This is a genomic window from Yinghuangia sp. YIM S09857 (assembly GCF_051388915.1).
GTDB lineage: Bacteria > Actinomycetota > Actinomycetes > Streptomycetales > Streptomycetaceae > Yinghuangia.
Map to the genome: position 1 here is coordinate 110,920 of NZ_JBPKBH010000010.1, position 20,542 is coordinate 131,461.

Annotated in this window: 18 protein-coding genes; 9 read left to right on the top strand and 9 right to left on the bottom strand. The window is 72.5% G+C overall.

The features are described 5' to 3' along the window. The first annotated feature begins 74 nt into the window (after positions 1-74). Both ACRX5S_RS22195 and ACRX5S_RS22200 read left to right on the top strand, forming a co-directional pair. On the top strand, positions 75-1,238 hold the full coding sequence (locus tag ACRX5S_RS22195) for an acyl-CoA dehydrogenase family protein (RefSeq protein ID WP_436774780.1): 1,164 nt from the start codon (positions 75-77) through the stop codon (positions 1,236-1,238). A 15-nt stretch (positions 1,239-1,253) separates the two neighbouring features. Then, entirely contained in the window at positions 1,254-2,885 is a 1,632-nt protein-coding gene (locus ACRX5S_RS22200) for an AMP-binding protein (protein WP_436774781.1), read from the top strand. A 121-nt stretch (positions 2,886-3,006) separates the two neighbouring features. On the opposite strand, the gene ACRX5S_RS22205 is transcribed toward ACRX5S_RS22200, so the two are convergent. Continuing rightward, complete coding sequence (locus ACRX5S_RS22205) at positions 3,007-3,480, bottom strand: hypothetical protein (protein ID WP_436774782.1); 474 nt, start codon at positions 3,478-3,480, stop codon at positions 3,007-3,009. A gap of 41 nt (positions 3,481-3,521) precedes the next feature. Continuing rightward, complete coding sequence (locus ACRX5S_RS22210; RefSeq protein WP_436774783.1) at positions 3,522-4,067, bottom strand: hypothetical protein; 546 nt, start codon at positions 4,065-4,067, stop codon at positions 3,522-3,524. Positions 4,068-4,189: 122 nt separating this feature from the next. Between ACRX5S_RS22210 and ACRX5S_RS22215 the strand changes: the two genes are divergently transcribed. After that, positions 4,190-5,044: a helix-turn-helix domain-containing protein gene (locus ACRX5S_RS22215; protein ID WP_436774784.1), complete on the top strand. Its 855-nt coding sequence runs from the start codon at positions 4,190-4,192 to the stop codon at positions 5,042-5,044. Positions 5,045-5,057: 13 nt separating this feature from the next. On the opposite strand, the gene ACRX5S_RS22220 is transcribed toward ACRX5S_RS22215, so the two are convergent. Then, complete coding sequence (locus tag ACRX5S_RS22220; protein WP_436774785.1) at positions 5,058-5,948, bottom strand: LysR family transcriptional regulator; 891 nt, start codon at positions 5,946-5,948, stop codon at positions 5,058-5,060. A gap of 163 nt (positions 5,949-6,111) precedes the next feature. Here ACRX5S_RS22220 and ACRX5S_RS22225 point away from each other — a divergent pair, with 163 nt between their 5' ends. The 3 genes from ACRX5S_RS22225 to ACRX5S_RS22235 all read left to right on the top strand — a co-directional run bounded on the left by ACRX5S_RS22225 (position 6,112) and on the right by ACRX5S_RS22235 (position 10,324). Further along, positions 6,112-6,879 carry a hypothetical protein gene (locus ACRX5S_RS22225; RefSeq protein ID WP_436774786.1) on the top strand — a complete coding sequence of 256 codons (768 nt, stop codon included), beginning with the start codon at positions 6,112-6,114 and terminating at the stop codon, positions 6,877-6,879. A 109-nt stretch (positions 6,880-6,988) separates the two neighbouring features. After that, on the top strand, positions 6,989-8,473 hold the full coding sequence (locus ACRX5S_RS22230; RefSeq protein WP_436774787.1) for an MFS transporter: 1,485 nt from the start codon (positions 6,989-6,991) through the stop codon (positions 8,471-8,473). A 267-nt stretch (positions 8,474-8,740) separates the two neighbouring features. Then, the gene (locus ACRX5S_RS22235) at positions 8,741-10,324 is read left to right on the top strand and encodes an esterase/lipase family protein (protein ID WP_436774788.1); all 1,584 of its coding nucleotides are present in this window, start codon (positions 8,741-8,743) and stop codon (positions 10,322-10,324) included. Positions 10,325-10,566: 242 nt separating this feature from the next. Here ACRX5S_RS22235 and ACRX5S_RS22240 read toward each other — a convergent pair whose 3' ends face one another. After that, positions 10,567-11,367, bottom strand: a complete 801-nt coding sequence (locus tag ACRX5S_RS22240) for an enoyl-CoA hydratase/isomerase family protein (RefSeq protein WP_436774789.1) — start codon at positions 11,365-11,367, stop codon at positions 10,567-10,569. 265 nt (positions 11,368-11,632) lie between these two features. Between ACRX5S_RS22240 and ACRX5S_RS22245 the strand changes: the two genes are divergently transcribed. Both ACRX5S_RS22245 and ACRX5S_RS22250 read left to right on the top strand, forming a co-directional pair. Beyond that, on the top strand, positions 11,633-12,172 hold the full coding sequence (locus ACRX5S_RS22245; RefSeq protein WP_436774790.1) for an inorganic diphosphatase: 540 nt from the start codon (positions 11,633-11,635) through the stop codon (positions 12,170-12,172). A gap of 162 nt (positions 12,173-12,334) precedes the next feature. Next, entirely contained in the window at positions 12,335-12,865 is a 531-nt protein-coding gene (locus tag ACRX5S_RS22250; protein ID WP_436774791.1) for a VOC family protein, read from the top strand. Between the two features lie 114 nt (positions 12,866-12,979). On the opposite strand, the gene ACRX5S_RS22255 is transcribed toward ACRX5S_RS22250, so the two are convergent. The 5 genes from ACRX5S_RS22255 to ACRX5S_RS22275 all read right to left on the bottom strand — a co-directional run bounded on the left by ACRX5S_RS22255 (position 12,980) and on the right by ACRX5S_RS22275 (position 18,242). Then, positions 12,980-13,771, bottom strand: a complete 792-nt coding sequence (locus tag ACRX5S_RS22255) for a VOC family protein (protein WP_436774792.1) — start codon at positions 13,769-13,771, stop codon at positions 12,980-12,982. A 145-nt stretch (positions 13,772-13,916) separates the two neighbouring features. Then, positions 13,917-14,630 carry a hypothetical protein gene (locus ACRX5S_RS22260; RefSeq protein ID WP_436774793.1) on the bottom strand — a complete coding sequence of 238 codons (714 nt, stop codon included), beginning with the start codon at positions 14,628-14,630 and terminating at the stop codon, positions 13,917-13,919. A 49-nt stretch (positions 14,631-14,679) separates the two neighbouring features. Next, on the bottom strand, positions 14,680-15,447 hold the full coding sequence (locus tag ACRX5S_RS22265) for a hypothetical protein (protein ID WP_436774794.1): 768 nt from the start codon (positions 15,445-15,447) through the stop codon (positions 14,680-14,682). Between the two features lie 128 nt (positions 15,448-15,575). Further along, positions 15,576-15,872 (bottom strand): hypothetical protein, encoded by a 297-nt coding sequence (locus tag ACRX5S_RS22270; protein WP_436774795.1) that lies wholly within the window; start codon positions 15,870-15,872, stop codon positions 15,576-15,578. A gap of 72 nt (positions 15,873-15,944) precedes the next feature. Next, on the bottom strand, positions 15,945-18,242 hold the full coding sequence (locus ACRX5S_RS22275) for an alkaline phosphatase family protein (RefSeq protein WP_436774796.1): 2,298 nt from the start codon (positions 18,240-18,242) through the stop codon (positions 15,945-15,947). 674 nt (positions 18,243-18,916) lie between these two features. On the opposite strand from ACRX5S_RS22275, the gene ACRX5S_RS22280 reads away from it, so the two are divergent. Continuing rightward, positions 18,917-20,086, top strand: a complete 1,170-nt coding sequence (locus tag ACRX5S_RS22280) for a Cmx/CmrA family chloramphenicol efflux MFS transporter (protein WP_436774797.1) — start codon at positions 18,917-18,919, stop codon at positions 20,084-20,086. Positions 20,087-20,542 lie beyond the last annotated feature (456 nt).

The window sequence follows — 20,542 nt, forward strand, 5'->3', positions numbered from 1 at the left end:
GACGCGGACGCACTCGCGAGCCCGCCCCGGACGCCGCCGCGCGTACCGGGCCTGCTGTCGAGGAGGAAGATCCGGTGGACGACTCCGACGTGAACGAGATCGTGGCCTCGGTGCGCCGCTTCATCCGCGAGAAGGTCGTGCCGCTGGAGTCGCACATCGACGAGACCGACACGATCCCCGACGATCTGCGCGCCGCGGCCGCCGCGATGGGGCTGTACGGCTTCGCGATCCCCGAGGAGTACGGCGGCCTCGGCCTGACGATGAGCCAGGAGGCGTCCCTGGTCATGGAGTTGGGCTGGACCACCCCGGCGTTCCGGTCGATGTTCGGTACCAACAACGGGATTGCGGGCCACGTCCTCCTCGAAGGCGCCACCGAGGAGCAGAAGAAGCTCTACCTCCCGCGCCTGGCGAGCGGCGAGTGGACGGCGTCGTTCGCCCTCACCGAGGCGGAGGCCGGATCCGACCCGGGCGACCTGCGTACCGGAGCCCGGCGCGGGGGCGACGGCGGGTGGGTGCTCAACGGCGCCAAGCGCTTCATCACCAACGCCCCGCTGGCGGACGTCTTCATGGTCTTCGCGCGGGACGCGGACAACCCCGGACGCGGCGCCGACGGGATCTCCGCGTTCCTCGTGCCCGCCGACACGCCCGGTCTCACCGTCGGCCCGCGCGACCACAAGATGGGGCAGCAAGGCGCCTGGACGGCCGAGGTGTTCCTGGACGACGTGGCAGTCCCCGACAGCGCCCTGATCGGCGGGGACGCCGGGCTCGGCCAGGGCTACCGCACCGCGATGCGCTGCCTCGCGCACGGCCGCCTGCACATCGCCGCGCTGTGCGTCGGCCTCGCGCAGCGCCTGCTGGAGGAGACCGTCGGGTACGCCAAGTCCCGCAGCCAGTCCGGGCGTCCGATCGCCGAGTTCCAGCTCATCCAGGGCCTGATCGCCGACTCGCAGACCGACGTGTACGCGGGCCGGGCCATGGTCGCCGCCGCGGCGGGGGAGTTCGACCGCCGCGAGGACCTGCGCATGGCGCCCTCGTGCGCCAAGTACTTCTGTAGCGAGATGGTCGGGCGCGTCGCCGACCGCGCCGTGCAGGTGCACGGCGGCGTCGGCTACATGCGCGGGGTCGCGGTCGAGCGGTTCTACCGCGACGCCCGCCTCTTCCGAATCTACGAAGGCACCAGCCAGATCCAGCAGATCGTCATCGCCAAGCAGTCGCTCGCCCGCGACGGCAGGCCATAGGGAGGGGCAGCAGGCATGCACACGAGCTTCTGGGCGGCGATCGCCGCGCGGGCGGACGAGACACCCGACGCCGAGATGATGGCCGACGAACGCGGTCGGCGCCTGACGTACGGTCAATACCGGGACGCAGCCGAGAAATTCGCGGCACACCTGGCCGGACGCGGGGTCGGCGAGGGCACTGTCGTCACATGGCAGCTCCCGACCTGGATCGAATCGGTCGTCGTCGTGGGGGCGCTCGCCCGGCTCGGTGCCGTGCAGAACCCGGTCATGCCGATCTACCGCGAACGCGAACTCGCCTTCGTCACCGCGCAGGCGGCGTCCCGACTGCTGATCGTGCCGCCGGTGTGGCGCGGCTTCGACTACCCGGAGATGGCCGCGGCCGTCGCGGCGCGCAAACCGGGGCTGGACGTGATGGTCCTCGACGGCGCACCCGCGGGCGGCACCGTCGAGAACGGCAGTGCGGGGAACGGGTCTTCGGAGACCCCAACCCCAACTGGACGCGTACTCCCGGACGTCGCCCTGCCCGCGGGAGACCCCGCCGACCTCCCCCCGCCGCCCGCGATCCCCGCGACCCCCGAACAGGCGCCCGTACGCTGGTACTTCTACACCTCCGGAACCACCGCCGACCCCAAGGGCGCGCGGCACACCGATGCCACCGTCATGGCCGGGGGCACCGGCATGGCGGAGCGGATCGCGTGCGTGCCGGGCGACCGCGTGAGCCTGGTCTTCCCGTTCGCGCACATCGGCGGCTGTACGACCTGGCTCACCTCGTCGCTGGTGTTCGGCGTCGCGATGATCCTGACCGAGGCCTTCGAACCCACCGCCACCGTCGAGTTGCTGCGCCGCGAAGGTGTCACGCTGGCGGGTGCCGGCACGGTGTTCCACCAGACCTACCTGGCCGCGCAGCGCCGCGACCCGGCGACGCGGCTGTTCCCCGAGGTCCGCTGCTTCCCCGGCGGCGCCGCCCCCAAGCCGCCCGGCCTGCACGCGCAGATGAAGAAGGAGCTGGGCGGCGTCGGCATCGTGGCCGGGTGGGGCCTCACCGAGGCGCCGATCCTGTCGATGGCCGGTGTCGAGGACCCGGACGACGCGCTCGCGGCCGCCGAGGGCCGACCCACGAACGGCGTGCGCCTGCGCGTGGTCGCCCCCGACGGATCGGACGCGCCGTCCGGGAGCGAAGGGGAACTCCGGGCCAAGGGGCCGCAGTTGATGCTCGGCTACCTCGACGCCTCGCTGGACGCGGACGCGTTCGACGGGGACGGCTGGTTCCGCACCGGCGACCTCGGCCGGATCGACGAGGCGGGCAACGTCTACATCACCGGGCGGCTCAAGGACGTCATCATCCGCAAGGGCGAGACCATCAGCGCCAAGGAGGTCGAGGACCTGCTGAGCGGGCACCCGGACGTCGCGGAGGTGGCCGTCGTCGGGCTCCCGGACCCCGTGACGGGCGAACGCGCGTGTGCGGTCGTCGTCGCCGCGGACCCGGGTGCGCCGCCGACGCTCGACGCCCTCGGCGCATACCTCCGCGAGCAGGGCCTGATGGTGCAGAAGCTCCCCGAACGCCTGGAGGTTGTCGGCACGTTGCCCCGCAACCCGGCGGGCAAGGTGCTCAAGAAGGACCTCAAGGAGCGCTACGCACAGCGGTAGGACGAGTGGTGCGGGTGGCGCAGGTCGCAGAGGGCGCATGTGGTGCCAGTGGTGCGGGTGCCGCGGTGGGGGCGCGCGGTGGCGCGGCCGGTGGCGGTACGCGGCCTCGGCCGCCCGGGCCTCAGCCGCCCGGGCCGCTCCTCCGCAGGATCGCCGCCACGAACCCCTCGACCGTCGCCGGGCCGGGGAACGCACCGTAGTTGAGGTGGCTGCCGTCGTCCCAGCCGCCCAGCACGGCGCCCTCGGCCCCGTCGATCGGGCTCACGGTGTGCTCCAGCGTGAAGTACCGGCAGGCGTCCGACCCCGGCGCCCGCACGATCGCGGTGAGGTACGCCTCGGCCGGGGCCGACGGTGGCGGAAGCGTGACCACCAGCATGCGGTGGCCGTCCCGCTCCACCAACTGCCCGGCGAGTCCCGTGTGGTCGAGGCGTGCCTCGTCCGGGAGGGACTCGCCGTAGCCGTCCCAGATCGCGGTGAGTGCGGCGTCGTAGCCGCGCGGCGGTGGTTCGTCGAGCAGCCGCGGGCCCATCGTGGCGGCCATCCGGGCGAGGACACCGTGGGCGAATCCGTAGTGGTGCCGGCGCAGTTCGTGCATGCCGCTCCTCTCCGACCCGGTCGGGTCCGGAAGCGACAACCCTACGTCCGGTCGCGTTCCGCCGTCCGAACGCGGACGAAACCGGCGTACTCCGCCGTCGCGAAGGCCCCGACCACCGCCGCGCCCGACAGCATGAACACGCTGCCCCAGCCGGTGAGCGGGATCAGGTCGACGAAGGCGAGTACCGCCAGCGCCACGCTCGACGCCGCGTTGCAGGCGAACACGAGTGCTCCGAGTGACGCCGGGATCGGCCGGTACCCGGCGATCAGCGCGAGCGCGAGGGCCCCGCCGAGCATCGCGACGCCGAACGGGACCGACCACGCGAGCGGCAGCCCCAGCGGCCCGTCGACCAGCGACCCCAGGGCGAGCAGAAAAACGCCGAACGCGCCCGCGGCCCACGCGTCCAACTTGACGGCGGTACGCAGCAGCTCGTCGGCGGAGTCCGCCAGGGCGTCGGCACAGGTGTCGCCATGGCTGTCGCCATGTGGCCGGAGGCGGGGATCGGCACGATCGTCGGCCCGGGTGACCGCGTGGCTGTCGGCGTACGCATCGCGCCCGGTCGCATCGCCCGTGACAGTGCTCGGCATGGCCTTCTCCTCCGAGTGGTGCGGGGTGAACGGTCCCCCGACGGTGTCACCGTCCAGCGCGGCGGCTCAATGACCTCCGAGGTCATGGCCGCCATGACCGGGCCCGCACTACCCTCGTGATCATGGAGACCGCGCCGACGACCCGGGTGGGGGCCCTGCTGCGCGAATGGCGGCAGCGTCGCAGGCTCAGCCAGCTCGACCTTTCCTTGCTGGCCGACACGTCGGCCCGGCATCTGTCGTACCTGGAGACCGGCCGCGCGCAGCCCAGCCGGGCGATGGTCCTGCGGCTGTCCGAGGCGCTGGACGTCCCGCTGCGGGAGCGCAACGTGTTGTTGATGGCGGCCGACTACGCCCCGGCGTACCGCGAAAGCAGTCTCGACGACGAGGACATGGGGGCGATCCGCGCCGCGCTCGACATGATGATGACCGCGCACGAGCCGTTTCCCGCCGTCGTGGTCGACCGGCTGTGGAACGTCGTGACCGGCAACGGGGCCCTCGGGGTCCTCATGGACGGCATCCCCGAACACCTCCTCGGCCCCGCACCCAATGTCTTCCGGCTCATGCTGCACCCCGAGGGTCTCGCCGCCCGCCTCGCCAACCTCGACCAGGTGCGCGACCTCACGCTGAGCCGCCTGCGGCGCCAGGTCGAGGCGACCGGCGACGCCGAACTGCGGTCGCTGTACGAGGAGGTGAGCCGCTACCCGGCCCCGGCGCCGCCGGACGGGAGCACCGCCGACGGCTCCAAGTCCTCCCACCCGGACACCGGTTGGCCGGACACTCCCGCCGTCCGGCCGAGCCCGATCCAGGTGCCGATCCGCGTGCGCACACCCGTCGGCGTGTTGTCGATGTTCGGCACGATGACGACCTTCGGGACGCCCGCAGATGTCACGTTGGCCGAGCTGGCCATCGAACTCTTCTACCCGTTGGACGAGTTCACCGCCGACGTCCTGCACGCGCGAGCCGCGCAGGCGCAGTAGCGCCCGGACCCGCTCAGGCGTGCCGCGTCCCCGTGTCGCGCGCCGCCTGTGCGAACGCGCTTACCAGCGGCCCTTCCCCGGCACTGCGCCACACCAGCGCCCACCGCAGTTCCTGCGCGTCGTGGATCGGGACGTACGCGATGTCCTCGCGCGCAAAGTACTTCGGCGCGTGCGCGGGCACCGGCGACATCCCCAGCCCTGCCGCGATGTTGGCCAACGTCTCGTGCACCGTGGCCACTTCGGGCCCGCGCGGGATCGGTTTCCCGCTCGGCGTCACGCGCGGGTTGATCGCCTCCTCCCAGTACGCGGGGATGTTGCTCACGGCCTGGAACACCGGTCCCTCGGCGAGGTCTTCGAGGGACACGGTGTCCCGCTTCGCGAGGTGGTGGCGCGACGACACGGCCAGCACCATCGGCTCCACGACCACGACCGGACCCACCGTCAGATCCGGTTCCTCCACCGGCAGCCACACCAACTGCACGTCGACCGCCCCGGATCGCAGCGGCCCGAAGGGATCGCCGATCTGGGCTTCGCGAATCTGCAACCGGCATTCGGGGTGCCGCTCGCGGAATGCGTCGGTCACCGCGTGGATCTCGTGCAGCATCGCGTCCATGATTCCCAGGCGCAGGACGCCGGTCAGCCCCTTGGCCGCCGAACTCGCCCTGGCGATGCCTTCGTTGATGAGGCGGTAGCCCTCGGCGAGGTCGTCGCGGAGCCGCGCGCCGATCGGGGTGAGCGCCACGCTGCGGCTCGTGCGCTCGAACAGGGGTGCGCCGATGCGGCGTTCCTGGAGCTTGACGGCCTGGCTCACGCGGGCCCGGGAGACGAGCAGGCGGTCCGCCGTACGGCCGAAGTGCAGCTCCTCGGCGAGTGTCAGGAATATCTCGATGTCGCGCAGTTCCATGTGCCCGCCCCGCTTCCGTGACCGCCCGGTGACCGCCCGAGCCGCGATCGGTAACCCCTGAGTTAACCAAGGTTGCGGACCTCGCCGTTGTTCCGCGGTGCGCATCCCGCGCATCGTGGATGCCACACGCACCCCGCAAGCCACCACCTCCAGGGAGTCAGCCATGCCCGCAAACGCCGTCGTGACCGGGGCGGACCGGGGGATGGGCCGCGCGCTCGGGCTCGGCCTGCGCCGGAGCCTGGCCGCCGGTGCGGTGGTGTGCGAGGTGTCCGACGACGACGTACGCGCTGACGCCGGCGCCCGGGACTGGGCCGCCGCCGCGGCGTCCGCGGGCGGGGGAGGGGTCGACGTCGTGATCGTGCACACGGCCGGCGAGGTCGCCCCCGGTCTGCGCATGGCCGACCAGGTCCGCACCTACATAGAGGCGAACAACCACACCGTGCACCGCGTGATGGCGGCGTTCGAACCGGTCCTGCGCGACGGCGCGCGCTTCGTCGTCGTGAGCGGTGCGCTCGGCTCGCTGGACCACTTGCCGCAGGGGCTGCGCGCCCGCTTCGACGGCCCCGATGCCGACCTCCCGCACCTCGCGCGTGTGCTGGACGCGTACTCCGGCGCGGTCGAGGACGGCCGTGCCGCCGCCGAGGGCTGGCCCGCGTGGATCGAGGTCGCCTCGCGCGTCGGCCAGGTCGCCGCGGTACGCGCGTTCGCCCGCTCGGTCGCGGCCGGTCCGGGACGCGGCGTGCTCGTGAACGCCGTCGCGCCCGGACCCGACGACCCCGTCGGCGATGTCCTGCGGGCGGCGACCTTCCCGGCCGGGACACGGGAGCCGCACGGCAGCCTCATCGTGGGCCGGACGGCCGTCCCTTTTACGAGTGCCATCCCTTTTGTTCCCACCGGCCGACGTACCGGATTTTCTGTCAACAGTCGATGATTTGTTGTCCGGAAGTGCGGACAAACCACATGCTCACCTGCCAGAATCGGCAACTGACGGGGTGTCAGGTGGGACGCGGCTGCCGCGTGCCGAGGGAGCAGGACACAACGTGCCACGGCGGTCTGCGGGATCCGGAGCCGGATCGGAAGCGGGAACGGGCGCTGCGCATGCCGTCGCGGGCCGCGCGCGGAAGACGCGCGACCGCGGCGACCCCCGGCTGCTGGCCGCGCTCGTCCTGGCCACGATGGCCTACTCGCAGCTCCAGGCGATGGTCGGCCCGGCGGTGCCGACCCTCCAGCGCGAACTGAACGCGGACACCAGCGAACTCGCCTGGATGATGAACTCCTTCATCCTCTCCGCGGCCGTCGCCACACCGCTCGCGGGACGGCTCGGCGACATGTTCGGGCACCGCCGCGTACTGCTGGCGGTGCTGGGGCTGCTCGCCGCCGGGACCGCGCTGTGCGGTCTGGCGACCACGCTGCCGACGCTCGTGGTCGGCCGGGTCATCGCGGGGCTCGGCGGCGCGGTGTTCCCGCTGTCGTTCGCGATCGTGCGGGACGCGTTCCCGGCCGCGAGGGTGGCGTCGACGATCGGGCTGCTCTCCGCGCTGACCGGGGTCGGCGGCGGGGTGGGCATCGTGGCGGCCGGGCCGATCGTGACGCACATGTCGTACCACTGGCTGTTCTGGTTCCCCCTGGTGCTGATCGTCGCGGCGCTGGCCGCTGCGGTCGTGTGGGTGCCGCGCTCGGAGGCGGGGGAGCCGGGGCCGGTGGACTGGGTGGGCGCGCTGCTGCTGTCCGGCACGCTGGTGAGCCTGCTGCTCGCGCTCACGAAGGCCGGACAGTGGGGCTGGGGGTCGGCCAGGTTCCTCGGGCTGCTGGCCGCGTCCGCGGTGCTCGGCGTGTGCTGGTCGGCGGCCGCCGGGCGCAGTCCGGCCCCGCTGATCGATCTCGGCACGATGCGGCTGCGTGCGGTCTGGACGGCGAACGCCGCGGCGGTGCTCTCCGGCGTCACGATGTCCACCAGCATGTTCCTGCTGCCGCAACTGGCCGCGCTGCCGGAGTCCACCGGGTTCGGGATGGGGCTGAGCGCCACGAAGGCGGGGCTGTTCATCCTGCCGCAGTCGTTCACGATCCTGATCGCGGGCGTCGTCGGCGGACGGGTGGGGGCGCGGTACGGCTCCCGCCTGGTCCTCGCGGTCGGTACGGCGCTGGCGGCCGGCGGCATGGGGATGCTCGGCCTGTGGCACGCGGCGGTGTGGCAGGCGCTGGTGGCGAGCGCGGTCGTGGGTTTCGGCGTGGGGCTTTTGCAGACCGCGCTGGCGAACGTTGTGGTGGCGGCCGTTCCGCCGTCCCAGACTGCCGCGGCGACCGGCGCCAACACGGTCGCCCGCAACATCGGCATGACCCTGGGCGCGCAACAGGCCGCAACCGTGCTCGCGCTGGGCGCGCACGGGACCCCGGGCCCGTCCCAGTTCGCCATAGCCTGCGGCATAGCCGTGGGAGCAGGCACCCTGGCGACCGCCATGTCGCTACTGGCCCCAAGCCGCCAAAAGGAAGAGGCCCGAAGCCAGGCGATGGCCGCAACAGAATGACGCCGCGGACGCCCATCCGCTTCGGCGCGCGTGCGTCCCCGTGCCCGGACACCCCCCGCGCGCCCGCGCCGCGGGGCTGACCGAGGGCGGCGGAACCCGGCCGCGACCGACCGGCCGCGATCGAGCGCGACCGACCGCGACAGACCGTGAACGGGCAGCCGCGGGCTTGCGCGTACCTCCCTCGGAACCCGGCGCTCCGGCAGTACCGTTGTGCACAGCGGCGCACTTGCGGTGCGGGGGGCATCCGGCATTCCGGGGGGAATCGCCATGGCAGGCACATTCAGCGGCGACGGCTACGTCGACCTCGGCGACGGAGTGGCCCTCGCCGCTCCGGGGCTCCTGATCGACGTCGACGTTGTTCCCGAACAGCCTTTCGCAAACGAGGAATTGGCGATCCCGGTCGACCCCGTGCACGCGGCGTTGGCGGCGAGCGGGATGGCGGCCGAACGCACGCTCGCGGTCACCACGACGGCGGCCACCCCCGCCGAACCCCCGCCCCTGATCCTGGACGTCCCGGCCTCCGCACCCGGCACCGCGCAAGTGCTGCGCTACCAGGACGCGGCAGGGTTATGGCACTGGGCGTGGCCGCAGTCCGGCGGCGCGGCCGCGGCACCGCCGCCGGGGCCGGCGCCCGAGACGGCGCCCGACATCAGGCCCGACATGGGGACCGGGATGGCGCCCGAGATGGCCGACGAGCAACTTCCCGTCGGCACAACACGGTTCGCTGTCCCCGCCGCCGCCCTCGACACCGGTGCGGCACCCCCGCCGCCCGAGGGACCGGACCTCGACGAAGGTCTCATCGGCACGATCGTGCGCAAGGTCGTGCACGAACTCGTCGTCCTCGTCTACCCGGTCGTCGACCGCGTCCTCGACCCGATCGTCGACAACCTCGCCCAGCAGCACGAGATCAAGACACGGCCTTACGGCGTACGCACGTTCACCCCCGACAACTACGCCGTGCCGTACGCGCCCGACTCCCGCGTCGAAACCCCCGAGCAGTGGGCGCGGTTCGCGGAGGGCCGCGTACTCCTGCTCGTGCACGGGACGTTCTCGACCAGCCACGGCGGTTTCGGCGAGCTGGACACCGCGACGGTCGCGGCGCTTCACGAGGCGTACGGCGGCCGCGTCATCGCCTTCGACCATCCGACGGTGTCGGTCTCGATCGAGGCCAACATCGATGCCCTGCACCGCATGACGGCGGCGTCCGGGCCACTCGACGTCGACGTCCTCGCGCACAGCCGCGGCGGCCTGGTCGCCCGCGAACTGGTCCGCCGCCAGGGCGCGTCGGACGCGAAGTACCGTGTCCGGCGTGTGGTGTTCGCGGCCACGCCAAATCGCGGCACGCCGCTCGCCGACCCCGAGCACGTGGTCAAGTTCATCGACCGGCACACCAACCTGCTGACCCTGCTGCCGGGTCCGGCGGAAATCGTCGGCGACACCCTGGCCGGGCTGATGACCGCGGTGCAGATCCTCGGGCACGCGGCGCTGAAGGACCTCGACGGCCTGTGCGGCATGTGCCCGGGCAGCCCGACCCTCGCGTCACTCGCCGCGGCCGACGGGGACGGCGCCGAGTACTACGCCGTCCAGGCCGACTTCGAGCCGACCCCCGGCCTCGCCCTGAAGCTGCGGGCCGGGGACCTCCTCATGGACGCGGTGTTCCCCGAGGCGAACGACCTCGTCGTCCCGACACAGGGTGTCTGTCTGCGCGACCACCCGGGCGCGCCGGCGGCCGGGTTCCCGATCCCGGAGGAGCGCGCCCTGCACTTCACCGCGGACCGCGCCGTATGGCACAGCTCGTTGTTCGGCGAACCACAGACCCGAGCCAAGCTGCTGGAGTGGCTGCGCCCCTAGGGAGTGTCTTCAACGTCCTGCCGGGCCCGCGACGCCGGGTCGTGACGGTCTTCCCAAGTGGCGCGCTCCGGGCCGTGACGGCCCTCCCAAGTCACGGCGTTACGACCCTCGCTGCCGGGCCGTGACGGCACTCCCAAGCCAAATCCAGGCCAACCCCCGGCCAAACTCAGGCCGAGCCGCGGGCGTTGCGGGCGTACGCAGCACGGCCCGCGGGCTGTCCGACGGGACTTGGAAGAGACTCCCTAGGCGTCTCCGTCCAAGGTCGCCGCACGGGCGTCGACCGCCGCGAAGTCCGGGTCGCGGCGCTCCGCGAACGCGGTCAGCGCCTCGCGGTTGGCGGGACCGCCGAGCAGCAGCTTGAAGGCGTCGTTCTCGCGCTCGCGCGCCCGCTCGATCGAGTCGCCGAGCGCCGCCAGCAGCACGCGCTTCGACTCGACCAGCGACGCGACCGACTTCGACGCGAGCACCTTCGCGTGCCGCAGGGTCTCCGCCATCAGCTCGTCCGGCGCGACCGCCTTGAAGGCCAGCCCCAGCTCGACGCACTCCTCGGCGCTGATCCACTCCGAGCTGAGCAGCACCCACGCGGCGCGCTGGCGGCCGATGAGCGCCGGGAACGTGTGGCTGCTGGCCGCCTCGGGAGCGACGCCGAGCGACGTGAACGGGCACTTGATGCGCGCGTCCGTCGACATGAAGACCATGTCGGCGAAGCCGATGACGGTCGCCCCGATGCCGAGTCCGAGCCCGTTCACGGCCAGGAACAGCGGCTTCGGGAAGGCCGCGAGCTGGTCGACCATGCCCGGGAAGCCGTGTTTGCCGTTGACGAAGCCGCCCGCGTTGCGCTGGGCCATCTCGACCAGGTCGGTGCCCGCGGAGAACGCGCGGCCGGTGCCGGTGATCACCACGACGGCGACGGACGGGTCCGCGGCGGCGTCGATCAGCGCCTCGCAAGTCGCGTCGTACAGCGCCTCGTTGAAGGCGTTGAGGGCGTCCGGGCGGTCGAGTGTCAGGATCCGTACGCGGTCGGTGTCCTCGGTGCGGATCATGGCGGTTTCCCCTCGTTCGGCGGTTCGTCGTGCGGTCGCGGCCGGGCCGGTGCGCACCGGTCCCGGAGATGGACAGGAAACCGTCCTTTATTGACCAAGTCAAGGGATGGCGGAACTCCGCCGGGCGTGCCGATCCGGCCGGTTCACGCGCGCGTAACGGGACCTTCACCGGGGAAGGTCCCCGACTGCGCCGATATGCACCTCTGTCATTGCCGTGTCATTGCCATCGAACGGCCAAAACGGGCGAAAACAGGGAGGAGCCGTCGTGGAGTTCGACGTCGTCGTGGAGGTTCCGGCGGGCAGCCGGAACAAGTACGAGATGGACCGGCACACCGGCCGTATCAGGCTCGACCGCATGCTGTTCACCTCGACCGCCTACCCCGCGGACTACGGCTTCGTCGCCGAGACCCTCGGGGGCGACGGAGACCCGCTGGACGCCCTGGTGCTGCTGGACGAGCCCACCTTCCCGGGCTGCCGCGTCCGCTGTCGCGCGCTCGGCATGTACGTCATGCGCGACGAGAAGGGCCCGGACGAGAAGCTGCTGTGCGTGCCCGCGCACGACCCCCGGCGGTTCGCGATGCGCGAGATCTCGGACGTCCCCGCGCACCAGCTCAACGAGATCGCGCACTTCTTCGAGGTCTACAAGGACCTGGAGCCCGGCAAATCGGTGGACGGCTCGCACTGGGAGGGGCGCGGCGAGGCCGAGAAGGAGGTCACGGCGGCGCGTGAGCGGGCCGAGCGGTCGGAGCGGGTCCTGCCGTTCGAGGGGCGTGCCGACCATCCGCGCCCGGGGCCGCGTACCTGATCCGGCGGCGGGCGGCCGTTCGGCCCGGAGGCAGCGGTGGCGGCGGTGGCGGGGGCGGTCATGGCGGGTGGCGGAACCTGGGCGGGGCGCGAGCAGATTAGTTGAACGATGAACTAAATCGAGCTATTGTCGAGGGAGCAGCCCGACCCCCAGGAGCACGCCATGCCCGTCACCCGCCTCAACCACGCAGTGCTGTACGTCCGCGACGTCGACCGCAGCGTCGCCTTCTATGCGGACGTCATGGGCTTCCGCACGGTCATGGCCTTCCCCGGCGCCGCGTTCCTCCAGGCGTCCGGCAGCACCAACGACCACGACCTCGGCCTGTTCCAGATCGGCTCCGCCGCCGCGGACTCCGGGGCGGGGCGCACCTCCGTCGGCCTCTACCACCTTGCGTGGGAGGTCGACACGCTCGACGAACTGGAACGCGTGGGCGCGGAGTTGGCCAAGGCGGGGGCGATCGTCGGGGCGGGCGACCACGGCACCACCAAGGCGCTGTACGCCAAGGACCCGGACGGCATCGAGTTCGAGGTGAGCTGGCTGCTGCCCGCGGACCTGATCACCGACGAGATCCTGGCCGAGGCGCGCGCCAAGCCCACCCGAGCGCTCGACATCGCGAAGGAGAAGGCGCGCTACGGCGGCGCGACCAAGGGCGGCATCGGCATCTCGATCCCGTCCGCCACGCCGACGACGTAGGACCGGCCGGCTTCGGGGCGCGACGGCTCCCGTACGGGGTTCTGCGGGGCCGAGGGCCTCCGCGCGGTCCCCGCACGAGAGCCGCCGCGCATCCCGGCGGCACGCGGGCGGGACTCAGCCGCCCTGCGTCGGGTCCGGCTTGAGGACGGCGAAGGTGGCGCCCGCGGGGTCGGCGTACCACGCCATACGGCCCACCTCGGGGACGTACTCGGCCGGCATCAGCACCGTGCCGCCGCCCGCCTCGACCCGGCGCGAGATCTCGTCGGGGTCCTCGACCTCGAAGTACGGCACCCAGTGCGTGGTCGAACCCTCGTCCACCGGCGGGCAGATGCCGCCGAACGCGGCCTGGCCCTGGTCCTCGCCCTCGGCGGTCGAGACCACCGTGTAGGACATGCCCGGCATGTCCATGACCTCGCTGCGCCAGCCGAACAGCGTCCGGTAGAACTCGGTCGCGGCCGGCACGTCACCGGTGTGCAGCTCGGCCCACAGGTAGGTGTTCGGCCGGCAGGCGACGTCCACGCCCTTCGTGGTGTTCGCCTGCCACACCGCGAACTCCGCGCCCGTCGGGTCGGTCAGACAGGCCATGCGGCCCGCGTCGAACACGTCGAACGGCGGGACGCGCACCATCCCGCCCGCCTCCACGGCGGTCTTCGCCGCGTCGTCGGCGCTCGGTGTGCTGAAGTACGTCGTCCAGGCGCTGCTCGCGCCCTCCTCCGTCAGTGGGCCGAGGGCGGCGACGGTCTTGCCGTCGAGCTGGAAGAACCCGTAACCCATCGCCTCCTCGCCCAGGCTCTGGAACGACCAGCCGAACACGCCGCCGTAGAACGCGGCGGCGGCGTCGATGTCGGGGCTCCCGAGGTCCAGCCAGTTCGGCGTGCCGGTCGGGAAGTCGGGGGGTGTGATCATGAGGAACACTCCTCTCGTGGCGCGGTGCCTCGAACGCGCACAGTGTTGCACCGGCCTCCGACATTTGTGCGAACCTAGGGCAATTGGTGCGGAGTGCGGTGGCGGCAGTGCCCCTGACCTCCTCCGATTCGCCCGACGCGCGGCCCTACGGCGTGTTGCCGGCGTCCGCGTGGGCCCCCTTCGCCGTCGCGGCCGCGTCCTTCGCCGCCTCGGTCGCGGCGGTTGCCGAAGCCGTGGCCGACGCGGTGGCCGAAGCCGTGGCCGCGGCCACCCGCTCGGCGCGGCGCGCGACACCACGCAGCATGTCGATCCGCGTCAGCCCGCTGAACGCCTTGACCAGCAGCCAGTACCGCCCGAACCGCCGCGCCGCCTCGCGGTCCGTGGCGTGGACGTACGTCGCCGTCATCAGCCGACTGGTCCCGCCGTGCCGGGTGTCGGCCCACATCGCCGTCACCGCCTTGATGTACCCGGGCTCGTCGAACGCCCGGAACGACGCCGGGTCCAGGCCGCGGACGACCGCCGATTCGAGAGTCAACTGCCAAGGGCGGCCCACGAATCCGGCCGTCACGCCGATGCCCGGCTCGTCGGTCTCCCGGAGTACGACGAAGCCGAGTCGGCGCATCCGCTCGGTCGAGCGCACGTCCGGCCCGGCCGCCTCGGGCCCCGCGCCCGGCTCGGCCCCACGCCCCGCGATCCGCGTCGGGAGTTGGCGGATCCCCATCAGCGCGCGGGTGACCGGCATGTCGGAGTCGCCGAGTTCGAGGATGCACCGCGCCGACACTGCGGACGGCGCCTTGACCACCCTGTGGTGCCGACTGCTCCACTCGTGAGCAGGAAGCCATTCGCGCAAGACGTGCACCGCCGCCACCTCCGCAAGGGAATTCGCGACCCACGAACGGCATCGCGAATTACGGAACAATAGCCGCATATCCCAGGGGAATGCCGGACCACGCGTCGGCCGGGAGGTCGTACACGACGAGGTAGTGCTCGCGCGACGAGCACGATTGCGGTCGGTACGGGGTTCCGCCGCCGGTGCTCAGGGCCGGGACGCCGTCCGGTCCCACGGTGACCCGGAGGGTGCGCGGAGATTCGCAGGACAGCACCAGGAACGCGAACCGGCGCTCGCCCACGGCGCGGACCGGATCGACGCGTATGCCCTGTCGTGCGGGCGGCCCGCCGCCGTTCTGCACGATCCACTCCGCCAACTGATCGCCGTCGGTCACTTCGACCACGCGCCAGGGCGCGGGCACCGAACCGACGGTGACCTCGTCGACGGAGACGACGACGCCGACGCCGGGGTCCCGCGGTGGGGCGTCCTTGTAGAGCGGGTTCTGCGGCAGCCGGTCCCGCGGCACGGAGAAGGTGAGGAGATACGAATAGGGCCTGTAGCACTCGCTGTGGTCCTCGCCGAGGTTGAGTCGGGTGCGCAAGGTGTCGCCCGCGGCATACAACTGCGCCTCCTGGAGCTCGGCGCATCCGGTGCCGACTCCGATCGTGACGGGGACCGTTGTGGTGACGTCGGTGGCCGTGGGGTCCGTGTCTCCGCCCTGCGAGGCGATCACCTTGGTCTCGCGCGGGGTTCGCGGGGCGAAAAAGGCGGCCGACCACATGCCGATGGGCACGTCGCGGACACGGACTTCGGTGTCGATCCGGGTGCCCCTGGGAGCATCGTCCATCGGCGGATCGCCGGGCGGTGTGCGGCAGCCGGACGCGACCGCGGTCAGCACGAGCAGGGCCGGAGCGAGCCGACTTGTGACGCGACGGGCGGCCGTTCGACTGATTCGGTGTGCGCGGCGTCCCCGTGTCATGCGGGTCCGACGCGCGAGGGCTGGAGGCGGTTCCTCGGGGCCCCGGGCTCATCCGCCCTGTGTTGCCATCGTCGTCGCCGCCGGGGGCAGGGGGTCGTCAGGTAGCGCTGCACGGTGGGGGCGACCAGGGCGGTGACGTGTTCGGTGTCCGCGTCGCGCAGCGCGGCCATCGGGGTGACGTGCAGGGCCATGGCCAGGCCCAGGAGTTGCGTCGCGATCAGGGGGTCTGACGCCGGGGCGGGCCGGGCGGCAGGTGAGTGCGGCCGGGCCCGCACATCGCGGAGGCACGACACGCTGGTGCGCCCCCAACCTTCGGGGGCGCACCCGTGTTCTTCCCACAATTTCCCCCGGGAACTCCTCCCGGCTCAGCCCACGCGCACGTCGTCGACGGCCCAGAACCAGTTGTTCTCGCCGGCGTAGCGGAAGCGGATCTGCGCCGTGTGCGCGCCCGCGGGCACCTGGAGCCGGATCGCCTCCTGCTGCGCGATGGCGTCCGCGCCGTACGTGCGCACCAGTACAGGTGCCGCACCGTCGTACGACACCCAGATCTCGGCGACCTGCCCGGAGTCGTGGCGGTAGTGGTGCCGGAAGGAGAGTGTCGCCGAACCACCGGGCATGACCGGGTACTTCGGGGTGACGAGTGTCGAGTCGAACTTCCCGGTGTGGGGGCCGTCGTACCACTCGTCGGAGTCGGCGACCGCGAATACGCCGCGTCCCCGTACGAACAGCTCACGGCTCTGGTCGCGTTGCGTCGCCGACCAGAACTCGTCGGTGGCGAACGTCCAGCCACGCCACTCGGTCGTGCCGCCGCCGCCCATGCGGCTGTTGTCCACGGACCAGCCGGTCGGCGCAGTGGCGGTGAAGCCGCGGACGTCGGTCGGGACGAGCAACTCGTCGACACGTACGCCCAGTTGCGGCGTAAGGGCGTCGAACTCCTCCGCGGAGGCCGCGCGCAGCGGACGCCCGTCCAGGTTCCACGACGGGTCGACCGCGACGCCGAGGTGGTCGAGGGCCGTGGCCGCGACATCGACCATGCGCACGTCGTTGCGCACCGAACCGGCCGGGATGCCCGCGCCTGCCGCGATGACGAACGTCTGGCGCTCGGTCGGGCGCGAGCCCCCGTGGCCGCCGACCGGGAGGTGGCCGTGGTCTGACGTGACCATGACGAGCCAGTTCTCCTGCGCGTACGTCGCCCGCCCGCGGATCGCGTCGAGGAGCATGCGCACCTCGGCGTCCTTGGCCTCGATGGCGGTTTTGTACATCCGGCTGTCCGCGCCCTGGCTGTGGCCGGCGTGGTCGATGTCGTCGAGGACCACGTAGCTCGCGTCGGGGCCGCGTTCCGCCAGCACCCGTGCGGCGGTTGCCGCGGTGGTGGTGTCCGGGCCGCCGGCGATGCGTACGTCGGTGGCCGCGGAGAAGATCGGGCCGCCGCCGCTCGCCGCCGGGATCGGCGACCACGTCGCGTCCACGAACGTCGAGTTCGTCGGGTCGGCGGTTTCGAGGCGCGTCATGAAATCGGGGTACGCGCCGCGGTTCGCGCCGTTGAAGCTGTTGTCCCTGACGCCGTGCTTGTCCGGCCACACCCCGGTGGCCAGTGTGGTCCAGCCGGGGCCGGAGCTGCTCTCCGCCATGGGGCCGGCGTACAGCATGCTGTGCGCGGTCATACCCTGCGTCATGAGCTGCTGGAGCGCGGGCGCGTTCGCGGACCTGACCTTGTCGAGGCGGGCGCCGTCGAGCCCGATGACCAGCACTTTGTCGGCCTTGGTGCCGACGGGACCGGGCGGGATCGGGACGTCCGGGGCGGGGGCGGGCGGTGTCGGGATCGGCGCGTCGGCAGCGCTCACCTCGTCGATCGCCCAGTACCAGTTGTTGCCCGCGTCGAAGAGCCGCCAGTTGACGGTCATCGTGCGTGCCCCGGCAGGGACGTCGACGCCGAGCGAGTAGAAGGCGTTCAGGGCGTCCGAACCGACGTTGGCGTCGGACGAGTCGGGTCCGAGGGACAGCACCTTGACCGGTGCGCCGCCGTCGAACGAGACGGTCACCTCGGCCTTCTGCGCGCCCTCTTGCCGGTAGTGGCTGGCGAAGCCGAGGTACGCCTTGCCCAGCCCGGCGGGGAGCGCGAGCGGGGTCGAGGTGAGGGTCGAGTCGTAACGCCCGCGCGAGGACGGGGAGTTCTTGTCGTCCCACTCGTCGGGGTCGGCGACCGCGAAGACCCCGGAGGCGCGGGTGAAGTTCGCGCGGTCCTGGGCGTCGGCGCCGGTCCAGAACGGCTTCGTCGTGAACGACCAGCCCTGCCACTCGGTGACGCCCTGCGGCGTTCCGGGGGCGACGGCCACGTTCCACCCGGCCGGTCCGGTGTGCGTGAAGCCCTTCACGTCGGCGGGGATGCCGAGTTCGTCGACGCGGGGGGCGAGGGTCGGTGCGAGGGCGTCGAAGTCCTCGGTGCCGAAGTCGGCCACGAGCGCGGCGGGATGGGCGGCACCCGAGGCACCCGAGGCACCCGCAGGATCCGCGGAACGGGCGGTGCCGGTGCGGGCGGACTCGGGGACAACCTGCCCGGCACGGTCCGTTGCCGCTGCGGCGGGTCCACCCGCGGCCGCCGCCGCGGTCAGCGCGAGTGCCAGGGAAGCCAGGACCAGGCGCGGTACGTGTCTCACGTGCATGTCGACGCAGCCTCTTTCGTCGGGGCTGTGGAACACGGACGACCCCACGCTGCCGACGCCGGGATACGCGCCCGCATGCGCGGACCGCTGCCCGCGTGAACAACAGGGGAATCATGGACCGGACCAGTTATGTATTCGTTATAAAATGGCCAGGCCGGTCCTGTCGGGTGGCCGAGCCCTCGCCCGGGTTCCGCCGCGCCGGGCCGGTGCCGGCCGCAATCCGGTTGAGGCCCCGGCACGGGGCCGGGTACGGTGCCCCGCATGACGAGCCCCGAGTCCGACAGACCCGAGCCGCCGGTCGCCCGGCGGCGGGACGCTGTCTGACCCACCCCTGACCGGCCCCGGCGGTCCCGCGCGAGCGCGGACGCCGCCCCCGGGCCCGTCCCGGCGGACTCGTGCCAGCCGACCCGTACCACCGGACCGCCTCGCGCGGCTCCGGTGACGTGGTCCTGCCCCCTCGCGGCGGCGACCGGCCCCGTGCTCCGGGTGTCCGACGCCCTCTCCTCGGCTTGCGTCTTGGCCTGCCCCTCGGCGTGTCCCGCCGCGTGCGCGTCGCGCGCCCGGGCCGTGCGTCCCGGGGCGGCCGTACGCGCGGAGGGCGCTGCGCACACCGACACCCGGCGCATGGATGCCCCTGCCCCGAAACCGCGCAGAATCCGTGCTGGAGTCCTGTCTTGCCTCTCCTCGTCTATGTCCTCGGGCTTGCCGTATTCGCCCAGGGGACCTCCGAATTCATGTTGTCCGGCCTGGTGAACGGCATTGCCGACGACCTGTCGGTCTCGGTGGGCGCGGCCGTGAGCCTCACGTCCGCGTACGCCCTCGGCATGATCCTCGGCGCTCCGGTCATGGCCGCGCTGAGCGCGCGGTGGCCGCGCCGCCGAGCCCTTGCCGGGTTCCTCGCCGTGTTCATGGCGGTGCACGTCGTCGGCGCCGTCACGAACGACTTCGCCGTGCTCTTCGGGACCCGGATCGTCGCCGCGATCGTGAACGCCGGGTTCCTGGCCATCGCGATGTCCGCCGCGTCGGCCGTCGTGCCGCCGGCCGGGCAGGCCCGGGCCATGGCCGTCCTGCTGGCCGGCGTCACCCTCTCGTGCGCGGCGGGCGTGCCCGCGGGTGCGCTGCTCGGCGACCTCGCCGGCTGGCGTTCGGTGTTCTGGGCGGTCGCCGGGCTGTGCGTGCCCGCCCTGCTCCTCGTCCTGCGGTCGGCACCCGCCGACGCGGCCGGACGCGGAGAAGTCTCCGTCCGCGGCGAGTTGCGGGCCCTGCGATCGGGCGAGCTGCGAACGTCCCTGCTGCTGGGCGCTGTTGTCAACGGGGCGACCTTCGCGACGTTCGCCTGCCTGGGCGTTGTGGCCACCGATGTCGCCGACCTCGGAGAGAGCGTGGTGCCGGGACTGCTGGCCGCGTTCGGCGTCGGCGCGTTTGTCGGTGTCACGGCGGCGGGCCGGTACGGCGACGGCCGACTCGGGCGCGGGCTGCTCGTCGCGATGTGCGTACTGCCGCTCGGCTGGGCGATGTTGGCGGCGACGGCCGCGCATCCCGGGCCGTTGTTCGCCATGACGGTCGTGCAGGGGTGCCTGTCGTTCGGCGTCGGTTCGGCGCTGGTGCAGCGGGTCATGCACGTGGCGCACAAGGCTCCCGCGCTGGGCGGCGCGTTCGCCACGGTCGGGCTCAACGTCGGTGCGTTCCTCGGGCCGCTGCTCGCGGGGCCGGCGACCGAGGCGACCGACGACTACCGGACCGCCGTATGGGTGAGCGCCGGAGCGGCGGCGCTCGCCGTGCCGATCGCCCTCGCGGCGTTCCGTACGCGCGACGCGGCCGAACGGAAGGAGGCTCGGGCCTGAGGCGGGATGCGCGGAGGGCTCAACATAGGGGTCAACGTGGGGATCAACGTGAGGGTCAAGCGGGATACTCCACACCACTCCCATGCCACGCCTCCCTGCCCGCCCGGGCCGCCGCGGCGGCTCGACGGGCGGTCGCCGTCGCGCGCGACCCCGGGCGCGGGTGATGACGTCCCACCCACTGCCGCGCGGCGGACGCGACGGCCGCGGCGACCATTGCGGTGCCGGTGGACGCCAGCAGCACCCCGCCCGCGGTCAGGGCCGCGCCCGTCCCCAGGAGGCGCGTGTCGACTCCACGGGTATGGCGGCAGCAGTCGTTTCGGCCATGCATCTCTCCACCATGACCCAGCCGCCAGGACCCCGCATGTCGCCCGTGGCGCGATGGCGAGGTGAGAGCACGGTCTCCGTCGCGGGTCCGCCGGGGACCCGCGGGGAAGTCTGCTCGTGGGCGGTCTCGCG